This window comes from Komagataeibacter sp. FXV3 (assembly GCF_015155755.1).
Lineage (GTDB): Bacteria > Pseudomonadota > Alphaproteobacteria > Acetobacterales > Acetobacteraceae > Komagataeibacter.
Genome location: NZ_VWPI01000065.1, coordinates 1 through 13,022, shown reverse-complemented (window position 1 = coordinate 13,022; position 13,022 = coordinate 1). Strand labels below are relative to the sequence as shown.

Sequence of the window (13,022 nt, the reverse complement as noted above, 5' to 3'; positions counted from 1 at the left end):
AAATGACAGCTACAGGTTCCGCGCCAGCACCGCCGCGTCAAAAAACAGAAAGGACAGATCCTCTTCTTGACCGCCCGCCCGACTATGCCTGAAATAGCAGCTGGCTGGGTCAATTCCTGATGAAAAACCCGGGTCAGTTCTCAGTGAAAATCAACACCTGCACCGCCATCAGGAAAAGGTCCGCGCCCTGCAGAACGAGGCCGGAGCATGGATTGGCAAGCAGGAACATTACGTCACCCGTCAGAGCCACGACATGTGGAAGATCCGGGGCAATGGCGGCGAGGAAGATTACCGCGCCTGGCGTGACAGCATTCTGCCCAAGCTGGACCCGCGCACGTTTGACCGGCTGGATGCCGATACCAGCGAGGAACATTACCTGCGTGCGACATGGCAGGCGCTGGCATCCGGTGTGCATGAAAGCGCCAACGGATCGGACTGGCTTTCCGGTTTCAAGGGGCCGGCTAATGCCGCCAAGAGCGCCAGCCAGGAACGCAGCCTGATCTTCAAATCGGCCGATGACTGGCTGGCCTATAACGAGCAGTTCGGGCAGGGCAACGTGCTGGACAGCGTGATGCAGGGCATGGAGCGCGGCGCGCGTAATGCCGCAGTTATGCGCACGCTGGGCACCAATCCGCGGGCCATGTTCGACCATGTGGCCGACCGGGCCATATCTGCCGCCAAGGACCGGAACGACTTCAAGACGGTGGACAAACTGCGGGCTCTGAAGGATGGCGCGCTGGTCGACGTGGTGACGGGCCGGGCCGCCGCACCACAGAACAAGACCATTGCTGCTATTGGAGCCTACCTGCGATCGTATCAGGCCATCACCAAGCTGGGGGGCGTCGTGCTGTCCTCCCTGCCGGATATTGCGGTCACGGCATCCGTGGCCCGCCACAACGGCATCCCGCTGCTGGAAAGCTACATGAACGCGCTGAAAAGCGTGGTGCCCGGTGCACTGAGCAAGGGCACGCGCAACCGGCGCCAGATCGCGCACATGATGGGCGTGGGGATTGATGGCACGCTGGGCGCGATCATGACGCGCTTCCATGGCGAGGACGGCCCGCTGGGCAAGATGGGCCGTACGGTGCAGTTTTTCCACCGCCTGAACGGTCTGCAATACTGGACCGACGCCATGAAGGAAGGGTTCGGCACCATGCTGACCCACAACCTTGGCCGGAACGCGGGCAAGGACTTCGACGCCCTGCACCCCAAGCTGCGCCAGTCCCTGACGCGATACGGCATAGGCGAGGCTGAATGGAACGTCCTGCGCGGCACGGCGAAGGAGGCGGCAGACGGCAACATGCATATCTTGCCGGCTGAACTGGATCACCTGACCGAAGACGACCTGAAACCACTGTTGCGTGACACCATCACCCACGATGAAGCCCGCAACGAACTGCAATCCAAACTGTCCTCCTATATCATCGACCAGGTGCGCGAGGGCATGACCGAAATCGATCCGCGTACGCAGGCCTTCATGCAGGGCAGTTACGCCGCCGCCGACCGAGTGAATCCGGTTCTGGGGCAGGCCATGCGTATGCTCATGCAGTTCAAGTCCTTCCCACTGACGCACATCCGCCGCGTGTGGGGCAGGGAGGTCACACGCGACGGCGCGGACGTGGCGGGCATCGCGCACCTGATCGTGGCGACAACGGTGCTGGGCTACGTGGCCATGAGCCTGAAGGCGATGGCCGTGGGCAAGGAACCGCGCAACCCGGCCGACTGGCGCACGGTTCTGGCCGCCATGCAGCAGGGCGGCGGAGCAGGGATCTATGGTGATTTCCTGTTCGGCGAGCAGAGCCGCATGGGCAATTCGTTTCTCGAAACGCTGGCAGGTCCGACCTTCTCGGACGCCAGCAGCCTGTTCAAGCTGTTCGCCAACAGTCGCGACATGGCGCTGGGGAGCGCCGACGCCCCCAAAGGCAAGACCTTCGAGATGAACCTGTTGCAGGAAGCCCGGCGGGAACTACCCTTCGGCAACCTGTTCTACACCCGCGCTGCCCTCGATTATCTAGTGTTCTACCGCCTGCAGGAAATGATGAACCCCGGATACCTCAGACGCTACGAACTGGGCATCCAGCAGAACCAGGGGCAGAAGTTCTGGCTGTCGCCTACGTGGAATCCTTATAGGGCGGTAGGGCAGTAAAGATCAGGCGTCTTCCAGTTCCCTGACCTTGGCCGCGAACTGGCGCGCAGTATCACCTGCACGATTGTTCATATCTTTCATGCGATACAGAACCATCGCGTAAATCCCCAATTTCTCTACGTTCGGACCATGAATGTGGAACAGATCCTGTGGGAACGTGGGAACATGAAGCAGTTTGCGCAGGTCGTAAAATCGTTCCTCTTGCGGGCTTACCAGATGGATTTCCAGCGGCTTTATGCCATCGGGAATTTTGACAATACGGAGTGCGGCCATCAACTGGTCGTAAACCCAGCGCGGTCCCTGACTGTCAATCATGGGGGTTACAAGAAAGAAGCGCCAGCGCCCTGCTTCCTTGGCCTGATACCATCCAGCGCCAATCGCATCGAAGCCAAGATCGTCAGTCTTGCGGAGCAGTTCGTACCCTGCGTCCCGACGTTCCGTGCTCACGGTAATCGTTGTAACAGCCATGTTACCAACCCCATCGTATCAATAGCCTGCACTGCGCTTTCAGCCACAGCCCGCGGGAAGGCGCTTGGGACATGATACCGCATATTTATGTTCCAGTCCTTGATAATCAACCATGCCCTGGCGTGACGGGAAGGAAGGGCGGATAGCAGATCTTCGTTGAGGCTGTCTTCCAGTCCGCAGATGGCAAGCAGGTCTTCCAGATCATGCGTGTAGAGGTCGCGGCGTTCTGATCGCGTCGGCCACTGGTTCATGCCTGAAACGCGCATGATCCTGCATTTCAGGGCACATTCCACCGCGATGCCGGCATGCTGGTAGGCATTTTTCCATTTGCGCGCGGCAAGCATGGCCTGTGCCGATTCAAGTTCGTCTTTGGCCAAATCTTCCCACTGATCCGCATATTCTGCTTCAGCACTCATCCCTTAATCGTGGCGGCACGGAGGGAGTCGGGTCAACGCACCTCACCGCTGGTCAAAAAGGGAAGCTGGCGCAACGGCCCGATGTGCATTGGTGATCGTGGGATAGCTGGTCACTGCGGCCGCCAGCATTGCCAGCGCCAGAAAGACGATTTTCTTTATCATGACGACCTCCCTTCAGATGAGAGAGAGTCTTAAATGATGCGCGTATCGGATGCGTGTCTGGATAATCTCATTTTGTATCAGGGGAATAAGGAATTTTTTAAGGGGAGAGTGACGCACCGGTGGGGCCAGCCATGAACCCCACAAGCGGTACATCCCGAAAGGGATGCCCTACGGCAGGCTGAATTACACCGTGTCACGGCGCGTCGTGGGAAGGATGGCATTATTCGTGGTGTGGAGGAAGAGAGGGGATGCCTCGCTCGGGGTTCAGGTCCATCAATCGACCGACCTCGGTGATGACGGCATCCAGATCGTCATCATTCCTGATCGGCTTGATATCCATCATTTGCCCTGTTTTCAGTTATGCATTGAGGATCAGTCTAGCGATGCAGTCCGACCGTGCTTCCCCTGCAATGCCAGCTTGGGCGTCCAGGCGCAGCAGAACCCGGCGGGGCAGCGTAACGCTGATATGTTCAGGCGTTTCATCAAGTAGAGCCGGATCAACCTGCGCAAAAGCCCATACCCATTCAGGCCCTGACCACTCCGGGTTGTTCATCAGGACATCAAGGGGCGATGGGGCAGGGATGCTCTCCCCGTCATCGAGAGCACACTCAATCCACAGGGTTATGGCTTCAGGCGCATTGTTCATGGCCTCTTCAAAGGTGTCGCCCGCCGAAAAACAGCCTGGAAGGTCCGGAACGATCACGCCATACGCTGTTGTTTCAGAGCCACGTTCAATTACGATTGGATAACGCATGCATCCCTTGTGGCAGGTTACAGCGGCCTTTCCAACTGCTCCCGCGTCAGCGCCCGGAAATGCGCCTGCTCAGCGGGCGTTGCGTAATCTTCGGATATGACGGAATCAGTTCCGAGTTGGCGCTTTGTCGTAATCGTCTGACCATTCCACTGCCGATGTGGGTAATGCAGCTTGAAGAACTTTTCTGCCAGGCCTTCTACGTCTTTGGGGGAGTAGAATATGGGTGTTTTCACTATAGATTTTATTTTTTCTCATCTTCTTTAGAGAGAGGAGGAGGTTCCTTCTCTACTTTAAATAATCCTCTGAGAACTATTGCGACAAGGCTAATAGCGCTAGCAAAAGTGCCGCCTACAAGAGTTAAAATTATAGATTTATCGAGATGAAAGCCCAATTGAGGATAGGCTTGCATTACAACAACAATCGCACAAAATGATGAGAATGCCCAAAGAAATTTTAGTATTCCATTGGCAAATTCTTCTTTTATTTTTCCTATTCTTTTTATTTCGTCTATATATTCATGGCGTAATTTATGAGCAAATGCAGAGTGACGGGAAAGATCTTCTCTCCCGTCTAAGGCTAATTCCTTTGATGCTGTATCTGGCTCCGGTTCAGTTCCTAATGCAGAAATTATAGAGTCTAAAGACATTATTTTTCTTTATTCTCTTCATTTCTTCTTGATAGATCAGAGTAATATTTCTCAATTATATTATTTGGAATGTAAGCGTCGCCATATTCACGTCTTATCTGATCCCAAGGGCTATTAGTCAGATGCGTTATTGCAGATAATTCGATTCCATCTTTATTGCCATAAATATTCCAGATTGCGTCAATAAGACGTGTCTCTTCCGGCGTAAGGGTGCATTGAATAATGGGGCCACCGTCAGTGTTGCATCCATCATTTTCTCGGATGTAATCACACACCTTTCCTGATCCATATTTTTTCAATTCTCTATATAGATCGGGATAAACGGGACCATATCTCCATGCGCGAGGCTGCTCGTTAATCAGTGGATGGTCTATGCCCATTCCAGCCAATGCCCAACCATGAGCGATATAAGGCAACTTTTGAAGCTGCATGTTAGTCAGCGGCCGTCCTTCGGCTTTGGCCCGACGGAGGAATTCGTTAGCGATCGCCGCAACATTATGATTAGGCATCACATGACCTCCCTGACTAAATGCCTCCACCAAACTCTTTCGATACCGATAGCCTGAAACGCTCTCACGCCCAGGTTGAACCGGCTTCTATCCCATCGTGCGTGGACGAAAACGCACACACAATGTTTGTGCATACAACGTCATTCAGACACCCAAGGATATCCCCTACGTGTGAATTTTGCATCTAAAGACTAAAATGCGCAAGAAAATAGGAAATTATTCCCATGTTTTCATTCTAGGACTATATATGGGTTGGCGACATATCGGTTGCAACCTCACGAATCATATTGCGAGATTTCGGATGTTCCGCACATCGATTAAGGACGGTGCCTCGTCGTTTTAATCTTTCCCTCACGAGTTATTCAGTCAGACGATTATAGCGGGAAAAGAGGCAGGCATTGTGGCGAAGAAGATGCCTGGATGATGGAGCGCGAAATTGATCGCGTGGGAAACGGGGGCACTTCAGGATATGGAAGTCTAGTCTCTTAGAGGGTATTTTCTCCCATACAGGGATGAAGGAATTTTTGAATTATTCATGCAATTTTCAGTCCCCACCTATAAACAGATTGTAATATAAAATTATTCTTTCAGTATTCCTTTTTCTTTCAGAATACTTACTCTAGTTAATCCAATAACTACATGCAGAACTGCCTCGCGGTGGGGGCTATCCATTTTTCGCCAAAGTTCGATCAATGAAGATTCGTCTTGGCTTAATTTATCCGGACTGATTTCTGATAGTGGTCCATTGATGGGCAGGGATTGTTCAAGGCGTTGTATGATCTCTGCGTTCATGGAATGCGAGCGCGCGTCGGCAGCCGCTTTTAAACGGTCCAAAAGTTCCCTCGGCATACGCAGGGTTATGGGCACGCGGCGCTCATCAGTCATGCAAAATACTAACCACAATGGTTGCACTTTTTCAATTGACACCAAAATGGTTGCTCTGCCATATGATGGATGAAACCAATATGGTTGCGCGAGGGAGAAATGACAGAAACAGTAAGCATAACATTCCGAATGGAGCGATCGCTTCTGCACTATCTGCGGGCGCGGGCGGCAAAAAATGATCGGAGTATCAACAAGGAATTTCTGAGCATCGTCCGCAATCTTGCAGAAACAGAAAAGGCGTCGGATTAGTCTGGCAGCACATCCGATGCTGCTGTTCTCATTTATAGTATATAGCTTTGAGGAACGTTATTTTTTTATTTGGGAAACTAGTTTTTGCAAATGGATTTGATTTTTGTGCAATTCCTGAATCTGAGCCTTTATTGTAGCTTGGGTATTAGCTAATTCCACAATAGTAAAAATGTCTTTTTGATCAAAATTTTTAAAAATATCTTCCGATACTTTGATGTTATTATTTATTAATCCACTTTTCACTAACTCTATGCAGTTTAATATTTCCGCATTGATAGATCGCTTATTTTCGCGCGCGCTTGCTTCCACCCACGTCTTTAGGTCGCGGGGGATTCGAAGTCGGAAATGTGCATCATCGTCTGCCATGACGCAAACATGACGCATTTTGCGCTTGACATCAATAACGCACATTGGCACACAAAAGTGGCATGACGCACTTTGCGTCATAAAGGGAAGGGAGAGATGGAACAAGAGCACATGCGATTGCGTCTACCGAGGTATCTCAAAAATTGGATACGAGCATCAGCAGAAAGAAACCATAGAAGCCAGAACGCAGAAGTTCTTTTTTGGCTTTCTCATGCATCTCAAACAGAAAAGGCAGCGGGAGCAAGTTTGGCGACCGATCCCGCTGCTTCTCACGCTGAATAAGGAACAAACAGCAATGTCAATTTCTAACACATTTTATCCCGCAGCTTCCATCAAAAATGCGATCAGTATGTCTAGCCGTGAGATTGCGGACCTGACAGGGAAGCGTCATGACAACGTGGTCCGTGACATTGAAAAAATGCTCAAGGATGTCGGGATGGGTGTCCTCAATTTTGAGGACACTTACACAAACCCACAGAATGGTCAGGAATATCGCTGTTATAAGCTTCCCCGCGACCTGACCTACAATCTCATTCTCGGCTACCGCGCTGACCTTCGCTTGAAGGTAGTCCGCCGCTGGATGGAACTTGAAGCCCAGCAGGCTCCGGCCATCAAGGCCCCAGCCAACATGGTCGAAGCCCTGACGCTGGCCCTTGAACAGCAGAAGGCGCTTGAGGCCAAGGATCAGGAGATTGCGGAACTGGCTCCGCAGGCTGGGGCGCTGCAGAAACTGGCATCTCTCGAAGGCGTCCATAACCTGCGTTCCGCGGCCCAGCAGTGCGGGTGGCCGGAGCGGAAGTTCATCAACCGGCTGATCGAACTCGGCTGGCTTTATATTCACAGCGTCACCGGCCGCAAGTGCGCCTATGCCGACAAGATCAAGGCGGGTCTGATGGAGTCCAAGAACGTCGAGGTCAAGCGGAGCGGCTATGTCGAAGGCGTGGGCCAGCCGATGATTACGCAGAAGGGGCTGGCGAAGATCCGGACAATCATCGGTGACGTGCCGGACGATGACACCACGCTGGCGGCCGGACTGGCCCGGAAGGCAACCCCGCGCCCTTTCGCGCATCGCTCGGGAGCAACGCCGATATGAAGCAGGATATTGCACAGACCGCCGATTCCCAGCCGCAAAAGCCCGACTTTTTTGAAGATGCGCAGCCCCTGACTTCTACCGAGGTCGCGGGTGAACTGGGCAAGGCGCTGGCCGTCTGCACCCGTATCTACCACCATCCAGACAAGGCCAATACCGACAACTGCGAGCGTAGCCTGCGGGCCGCTGCGCACGGCATCATGCAGATGTGGAATGACGTGCAGCGGATCAAGCAGGAGCGCACCCGGCAGTTAGGCCGGTAGGCGCCACGTTCCCTTCCTGCCTGTGCGGGGAGGGGACGCAACCAGACTGTTATGCTGCGACAAGGGGCCGCACATTCAGGTCGGCCTCATGCGTGCGGGCCTGCGCCATGTCCCACGCCACCTGCATGCGCATCAGGGTATCGGCCTTCACGCCGAATGCCTTTTCAAACCGGATTGCCATATCGGCGGACAGGTGGGCGCGACCGTTCAGCAGGGCGCTCAGTGCCTGCCGCGATACCCCGAAATGCTCGGCCAGGTCCTTGATCTTCAGGCCATGAGGCTCAACCAGTTCCGTCCTGATCCAGTCGCCTACGTTTACGGCAAGGGACGGGTGCATCTTAAGTGCCATGATAGTCCTCCATATCCATATCTTCCAGCGCGCCTTGGTCATTGACCCGGAAGGTCAGGCGCCAGTTGCGCGTTATGGTCATGGACCATGTGCCGGCCCGATCACCCGACAGGGCATGCAGGCCGTAATTGGGTGGAACCGAAAGTTCATCCAGTGATGTCGCAGCGTCGATAAAGGCCAGCATTTTGCGCAGGCGGGTGGTATCTCCCACGATTCCCTTGGGGTTACCTGTCTCGAAAAACCGGCGCAGCCCTTTGTGTCTGATGCTTTCGATCTCCATCGAGAGTAAAGTATGGCTTTACGCAGAGGGCGTCAAGTGATGCTTTACGCTGGCGCTGATGGATTGCGGCATGTGGGGTATAAACATGCCTCCCATCCCACACCGTACTAACAAACCACCCATACCCCGAAATCCTGACAATTCAGTTTCGGGGACGGCATGCGCTTCTTTCATCTTCTGGCAGCCGCCAGCCTTCTTGTCACGGTGCAGGCGCATGCCGCACCTACGTCCCCCATGGATCACGGCCTGTTTGACTTCGGCGCGCAGACACCGGGGTCTCAGGGCATAGGCGTTCCGCTTTCCACCACATACGCAGCACTGCCCGCATCGGGCCAGATCGGCGTTCCTTCCTTCTGTTCTGACTGCAGGATCGGCAGTGGTAGTGCTGGCGTGTTGGTGCTGTGGAACGGCACCGCCTGGACGGGCGTGTCCGGTGAGGCGGTATCTCACTGATGGCCGAACCCCGATATGCAACGGCCGAGGAAGTGGCCGTGGTGCGTGAACGCGTGGCCAAGGTCGAGGGCGGCCACGATAACCTTCGCGATGGCTTGGCCACACTTTCCCAGCAGTTCTCCGACCTGCGGCGCGACTTGACCCGGTCGGTAAGTGATAACGCTGCCCAGACCCGGCGCGAAGTCATGGCCCGTGTGGATGCCATGTCCGATACGGCGGCCGAGCGCGATACCGAAATATCCGGCCGTCTGTCCAGCATTGAGGGCGGCCTGAAACTGACGTCATGGGTGACCATGACCTTCATCGTGCTGGCGACCGGCCTGCTGGGCTGGGGGCAGATTGGCGATGCGGCGTGGTCGTTGTGCAAGCGCGCGTTCGGATACGGGCCATGAGCACATACGTTCCCCGCGGCATCCGCAACAACAATCCCGGCAACCTTGATTTTGTGGGACAGCCCGGCGCGCATCTGGAAACCGGCGTGGCGGAACCGCGCTTTGCCGCTTTCCCTACCCTGACGGATGGTATCCGCGCCCTGCGTGACCAGTTGCTGCGCTACGCAGAAAGGGGCCTGACTACGGTCGCAAGCATCATATCGGTCTATGCGCCACCCACCGAGAACGCAACCAGCGCCTACATTACCAGCCTGTGTCGCCACATGGGCGTGCAGGCCGATACTGTTATCGACCTGCGCGAACCGGCCACCATGCGGGGGCTGATTGAAGGCATCACGACCATAGAGAACGGGCCGGGGCATCTCAGCCCGGACCAGATCGACCGGGCGCTTGAGGGAGACGGCAAATGAACACAGCCGCAAAATTCGGCGGCATCGGGGCTTTCGTCCTGTTGCTGCTCAATGAGGTGCCGGAACAGTACACGCTTTACGCCGCCGTGTTCGTGTTCGCCTGCTCGGCGGCATCCGCGACGATCCCGCCGCCCCACGCAGGAAGTCGGTGGGCCGTGGCCTATCAGGTCATGACCGCCATCGGCCTGAACATCGGCTGGGCAGAAAACCACTTCAAGCCGGGGCAGTCGGGCGTGCGCGTGCCGCTGGCGGACAAGCCCGCTGCCAAGCAGGCCGTGTCCTCGGCCGGCATTCCGGTCCTGAACAAAAAGGGCAAACCCGAGCAGGCGGCCAATGGGAACACCTAACCCCATCCGGCGGCCGGATCGGTTTGACGCTGGTAAATACTGGACCCAGCGCGAGACAGCCATGGCCATTTCTCAGGCTACAGCCCCCCTCACGTCGCTGCTGGATGATCTGGAAGGCACTGTGTCGGGGCATACCAGCAGTCTGGATGCTCTGAATAACAAGACTGCCGACCTATCTACGGATGGAAGCACATATTCTGGGGAAGTGACCGGAGCCATAACCGGCGTGTTCGATGGAACCGTCCAGATCGGGACACCACCCGCTTCGGCAACAGCCACCGGCACGCCGGGCCAGATCATCTTTGCCGCAACCGGCATCTATCTCTGCACCGCCACGAATAGCTGGGTGTGCTTCACGCCCGGTGCATGGCCGACATCCTAAGGAACCGACATGACCAAACGACCCCGCCTGGCGGCCTGTGCCGCCATCCTCTCTCTGGCCACCCTCGGAGCCTGTGCATCCGACAAGCAGGTGAACCTGCAGAAGGCCGCATACGACACCATGAGCGCCTACCATGTAGCCGCCACCGGTGCCGAAGCCTATCTGGCCAGCGGCAACGTGAATGCCACCGTCAAGTCCGAGATCAAGGCGGCTGCCGATACTGCCCTGACCCCGCTTACCACGCTGGATAACGCGATCACCGCGGGCGACAGTCTTACAACCACAACCGTTTCCACCGCCGAAAGCGCACTGGCTGGGCTACAGTCTGCGCTGGCTGATGCGCAGGCGACCACGACCACGGGGAGCAACTGACATGGATGCAGCAGAACTGAGCGCCATCGTAAGCGGCGCCACCACCGTCATCGGCCTGATCGAGAAATACGGGCCCGAGGCATGGACCACCATCGTGCAGGCGGTCGAACAGACCAAGAGCGGGACGGGGCCGACCGCGGCTGACATCGAGGCGATTTACGCCAAGTGCAAGGCCGACAATGCGGCCATTCAGGCGTCGTGAACTTCTATTCCGGATTGGCCCTCGGCTTCGTGCTGGGGGCAGCCTGCGCGGTGGGCTACCTGCTCATCGCGTTCGCGCGCGACTGCTATCGGCATGGTGGTGAGGAATGATATGGGCGGCGCTTGGCATCATCGGAGCGCAGTCCGTACTGGCGTGGGTGATCTACTTTGTGGAGCGCCGCGACCACCAGCGCTATGTGCGCGATAACCTTGGGCCGCCAGCGCCATGATCTGATCGATGGGTGAACCTTACCGCTCCACCAGTTCCAGGGCATCCTGGACAAGCCGGTTCAGGCTCACACCGCGGGCGGCCGCGATTTCAGCAGCGCGGGCATGGACATCTGGCGACAGGCGAACCTGGAACTTGCCGGAATAGCGCTTCGTGGGCTCGATTCCCTTTTCCTCGCACATCTCCAGAAACACGCGGAGCGAGGTCTCACCTTCCTTGCGCAGTCCCTCCACGCTGTCGGCATAGAAGTCCGCCCCACCATTCAAGCCAAGGAACTCGCCCCGGAACATGCTGATCTCCGGGTCAAACTGGATGACGGCCCGGTGGCCGCCAATTTCCATCACGTTGTTCATGGTGTAACTCCGTTCTGCTCCAGCCATTTCCGCACCGATGCCACCGCACCCTTGTCCGTATCCGGTTTGGGATGAGGGCGGTGAAAGACCCTGATTTCCCCGAACAGGACCACGCCAATGCGCGAACCCTCACGTTCCGACACCTCGGCGCCAAGCGATACAAACAGGGCTTCAATGTCGCTCCATGCGACGTTGCCAGAGACAGGCCGTTTGAAGATCAGTTCGAGGGTACGGCGGTGCTTGGCTTTCATGTAGGAATGATACTAATTTATGGTATCACTTTCAACAAAAAACATGCCGAGCTATGACCGAGAGGCACCCGTAATCTGGCAGGTGACCAGCGTCGATTGCTGTGCCACTTTTTGTGCCGACCTGCTGTGCGGAAAGGCAGAAATAGGGCGTTGCATGCGGAACATGAACGCACATCAATGCATTGATAATAAACGATTTTGGAATTTTATTGGAGAGTGGCGGAGATTTTCAAGACCGCTGCCTTCAACCGCTCGGCCACCTCTCCATATCGTCTGTTTAGCTAGGTATTCCGCCGCCGTCTAGATGTTACCATGCACAAAAACCGCTGCATTTTGCATGACTACGGTATCGTCTTTTTACTGGCAGCAACGTCTGATCCGGTTCATGTGTCATTGAATCTGGGTGTGGTGCAATGTCAGTTCGTTTCCTGCATTGCGCCCGGTTTGGGCGTTCTGGTCAATTCCCGGATGAGGCAGGTCAGGGCAGATGGGACCGTGCTATGTGATCGGACAGGTCTGGTCGGTCGTAAAGACCGATGTTACGCGCACCTCGTGGTAATTGGTCCGTTGCGTCACTGATTTATGTCCGGTTCAGATTGTCTGTCGGTAATCCGGGTGAGGAAAGGCCATGTACGCATGAATACCAGTCAGGGCCAAATAGTCGCATGTATGATTTGTGTGATTGTAGCAGCCAGATGGATGGTTGTACCGGATCGGTTAGCATGCATCCCGGTACTGACAATATCCGGGTTAGAGGTCTGCTGTTATGCCCCACGCTGGAATATGCATGAGGGACGACAGACGATCTCACATGACACTGGATATAAGCTGTCTCCGCATCATGGTACTGGTTGCTGCGCCTGAATGTTTCATGCAGGAAAGCATAAGGCCATCTTAGAGACTGTTTGAAAACAACCAATTGGGGTCTGTTGGGAATTATACTTTTTCAAAGTCACCAAATGTGATTCAAAATCCGTATGGATCGCTTCGTACTGACAGACGCCCAATGGGCGCAAATGGAACCGCTGTGCCTTGGCAAGAAAACAGAT

General features: G+C 55.4%; 26 protein-coding genes. 13 read left to right on the top strand and 13 right to left on the bottom strand.

All coding sequences use genetic code 11. The features are described 5' to 3' along the window. The first annotated feature begins 253 nt into the window (after positions 1-253). On the top strand, positions 254-2,146 hold the full coding sequence (locus F1542_RS06500) for a hypothetical protein (protein WP_193732329.1): 1,893 nt from the start codon (positions 254-256) through the stop codon (positions 2,144-2,146). A 3-nt stretch (positions 2,147-2,149) separates the two neighbouring features. On the opposite strand, the gene F1542_RS06495 is transcribed toward F1542_RS06500, so the two are convergent. The 7 genes from F1542_RS06495 to F1542_RS06470 form a co-directional block, all read right to left on the bottom strand. After that, positions 2,150-2,614, bottom strand: coding sequence for a hypothetical protein (locus F1542_RS06495; RefSeq protein WP_193732328.1), 465 nt, complete (start codon positions 2,612-2,614; stop codon positions 2,150-2,152). Then, a complete protein-coding gene (locus F1542_RS06490) occupies positions 2,590-3,030 on the bottom strand; it encodes a hypothetical protein (protein WP_193732327.1) in 441 nt (146 codons plus the stop codon). The genes F1542_RS06495 and F1542_RS06490 overlap by 25 nt, the downstream gene beginning before the upstream one ends. Positions 3,031-3,412: 382 nt before the next feature. After that, positions 3,413-3,535, bottom strand: a complete 123-nt coding sequence (locus tag F1542_RS17365) for a hypothetical protein (RefSeq protein WP_256431444.1) — start codon at positions 3,533-3,535, stop codon at positions 3,413-3,415. A 15-nt stretch (positions 3,536-3,550) separates the two neighbouring features. Beyond that, entirely contained in the window at positions 3,551-3,946 is a 396-nt protein-coding gene (locus F1542_RS06485; protein WP_193732326.1) for a type II toxin-antitoxin system HicB family antitoxin, read from the bottom strand. A gap of 241 nt (positions 3,947-4,187) precedes the next feature. Beyond that, positions 4,188-4,592 carry a hypothetical protein gene (locus F1542_RS06480; RefSeq protein ID WP_193732325.1) on the bottom strand — a complete coding sequence of 135 codons (405 nt, stop codon included), beginning with the start codon at positions 4,590-4,592 and terminating at the stop codon, positions 4,188-4,190. Next, on the bottom strand, positions 4,592-5,101 hold the full coding sequence (locus F1542_RS06475; protein ID WP_193732324.1) for a Panacea domain-containing protein: 510 nt from the start codon (positions 5,099-5,101) through the stop codon (positions 4,592-4,594). The genes F1542_RS06480 and F1542_RS06475 overlap by 1 nt, the downstream gene beginning before the upstream one ends. A gap of 579 nt (positions 5,102-5,680) precedes the next feature. Further along, positions 5,681-5,986, bottom strand: coding sequence for an Arc family DNA-binding protein (locus F1542_RS06470; protein WP_193732323.1), 306 nt, complete (start codon positions 5,984-5,986; stop codon positions 5,681-5,683). Positions 5,987-6,055: 69 nt separating this feature from the next. Between F1542_RS06470 and F1542_RS17500 the strand changes: the two genes are divergently transcribed. After that, positions 6,056-6,235: an Arc family DNA-binding protein gene (locus F1542_RS17500; RefSeq protein ID WP_408886241.1), complete on the top strand. Its 180-nt coding sequence runs from the start codon at positions 6,056-6,058 to the stop codon at positions 6,233-6,235. A gap of 57 nt (positions 6,236-6,292) precedes the next feature. On the opposite strand, the gene F1542_RS06460 is transcribed toward F1542_RS17500, so the two are convergent. Beyond that, complete coding sequence (locus tag F1542_RS06460) at positions 6,293-6,601, bottom strand: Arc family DNA-binding protein (RefSeq protein WP_193732321.1); 309 nt, start codon at positions 6,599-6,601, stop codon at positions 6,293-6,295. A 96-nt stretch (positions 6,602-6,697) separates the two neighbouring features. On the opposite strand from F1542_RS06460, the gene F1542_RS17495 reads away from it, so the two are divergent. From F1542_RS17495 to F1542_RS06445, 3 genes are read left to right on the top strand one after another with little or no spacing between them, the layout of a single operon-like run. Then, a complete protein-coding gene (locus tag F1542_RS17495) occupies positions 6,698-6,883 on the top strand; it encodes an Arc family DNA-binding protein (protein WP_193732320.1) in 186 nt (61 codons plus the stop codon). Positions 6,884-6,896: 13 nt separating this feature from the next. Then, the gene (locus F1542_RS06450; protein ID WP_227672535.1) at positions 6,897-7,694 is read left to right on the top strand and encodes a phage regulatory protein/antirepressor Ant; all 798 of its coding nucleotides are present in this window, start codon (positions 6,897-6,899) and stop codon (positions 7,692-7,694) included. After that, the gene (locus tag F1542_RS06445; RefSeq protein WP_193732319.1) at positions 7,691-7,954 is read left to right on the top strand and encodes a hypothetical protein; all 264 of its coding nucleotides are present in this window, start codon (positions 7,691-7,693) and stop codon (positions 7,952-7,954) included. Before F1542_RS06450 ends, F1542_RS06445 begins: the two co-directional genes overlap by 4 nt. A 49-nt stretch (positions 7,955-8,003) precedes the next feature. On the opposite strand, the gene F1542_RS06440 is transcribed toward F1542_RS06445, so the two are convergent. Next, positions 8,004-8,303 carry a HigA family addiction module antitoxin gene (locus tag F1542_RS06440; RefSeq protein ID WP_193732318.1) on the bottom strand — a complete coding sequence of 100 codons (300 nt, stop codon included), beginning with the start codon at positions 8,301-8,303 and terminating at the stop codon, positions 8,004-8,006. Beyond that, positions 8,293-8,583, bottom strand: a complete 291-nt coding sequence (locus F1542_RS06435) for a type II toxin-antitoxin system RelE/ParE family toxin (RefSeq protein WP_193732317.1) — start codon at positions 8,581-8,583, stop codon at positions 8,293-8,295. The genes F1542_RS06440 and F1542_RS06435 overlap by 11 nt, the downstream gene beginning before the upstream one ends. A 159-nt stretch (positions 8,584-8,742) precedes the next feature. Between F1542_RS06435 and F1542_RS06430 the strand changes: the two genes are divergently transcribed. The 8 genes from F1542_RS06430 to F1542_RS17360 all read left to right on the top strand — a co-directional run bounded on the left by F1542_RS06430 (position 8,743) and on the right by F1542_RS17360 (position 11,370). Further along, positions 8,743-9,036 (top strand): hypothetical protein, encoded by a 294-nt coding sequence (locus F1542_RS06430; RefSeq protein ID WP_193732316.1) that lies wholly within the window; start codon positions 8,743-8,745, stop codon positions 9,034-9,036. Next, complete coding sequence (locus F1542_RS06425) at positions 9,036-9,428, top strand: hypothetical protein (protein WP_193732315.1); 393 nt, start codon at positions 9,036-9,038, stop codon at positions 9,426-9,428. The genes F1542_RS06430 and F1542_RS06425 overlap by 1 nt, the downstream gene beginning before the upstream one ends. Beyond that, the gene (locus F1542_RS06420; RefSeq protein ID WP_193732314.1) at positions 9,425-9,838 is read left to right on the top strand and encodes a structural protein; all 414 of its coding nucleotides are present in this window, start codon (positions 9,425-9,427) and stop codon (positions 9,836-9,838) included. The genes F1542_RS06425 and F1542_RS06420 overlap by 4 nt, the downstream gene beginning before the upstream one ends. Next, entirely contained in the window at positions 9,835-10,185 is a 351-nt protein-coding gene (locus tag F1542_RS06415) for a hypothetical protein (RefSeq protein ID WP_193732313.1), read from the top strand. Before F1542_RS06420 ends, F1542_RS06415 begins: the two co-directional genes overlap by 4 nt. Next, a complete protein-coding gene (locus tag F1542_RS06410) occupies positions 10,172-10,567 on the top strand; it encodes a hypothetical protein (protein ID WP_193732312.1) in 396 nt (131 codons plus the stop codon). The genes F1542_RS06415 and F1542_RS06410 overlap by 14 nt, the downstream gene beginning before the upstream one ends. A 9-nt stretch (positions 10,568-10,576) precedes the next feature. After that, positions 10,577-10,939: a hypothetical protein gene (locus F1542_RS06405; protein WP_193732311.1), complete on the top strand. Its 363-nt coding sequence runs from the start codon at positions 10,577-10,579 to the stop codon at positions 10,937-10,939. 1 nt (position 10,940) lies between these two features. Further along, complete coding sequence (locus F1542_RS06400) at positions 10,941-11,141, top strand: hypothetical protein (RefSeq protein WP_019087042.1); 201 nt, start codon at positions 10,941-10,943, stop codon at positions 11,139-11,141. A gap of 106 nt (positions 11,142-11,247) precedes the next feature. Beyond that, a complete protein-coding gene (locus F1542_RS17360; protein ID WP_256431443.1) occupies positions 11,248-11,370 on the top strand; it encodes a hypothetical protein in 123 nt (40 codons plus the stop codon). Between the two features lie 19 nt (positions 11,371-11,389). On the opposite strand, the gene F1542_RS06395 is transcribed toward F1542_RS17360, so the two are convergent. The 3 genes from F1542_RS06395 to F1542_RS17130 form a co-directional block, all read right to left on the bottom strand. Then, positions 11,390-11,722, bottom strand: a complete 333-nt coding sequence (locus F1542_RS06395; RefSeq protein ID WP_193732310.1) for a type II toxin-antitoxin system HicB family antitoxin — start codon at positions 11,720-11,722, stop codon at positions 11,390-11,392. Next, positions 11,719-11,973, bottom strand: coding sequence for a type II toxin-antitoxin system HicA family toxin (locus tag F1542_RS06390; RefSeq protein ID WP_193732309.1), 255 nt, complete (start codon positions 11,971-11,973; stop codon positions 11,719-11,721). Before F1542_RS06390 ends, F1542_RS06395 begins: the two co-directional genes overlap by 4 nt. Before the next feature lie 869 nt (positions 11,974-12,842). Next, positions 12,843-13,022: hypothetical protein (locus F1542_RS17130; protein ID WP_227672534.1), on the bottom strand; the 180-nt coding region annotated here is incomplete at its 5' end.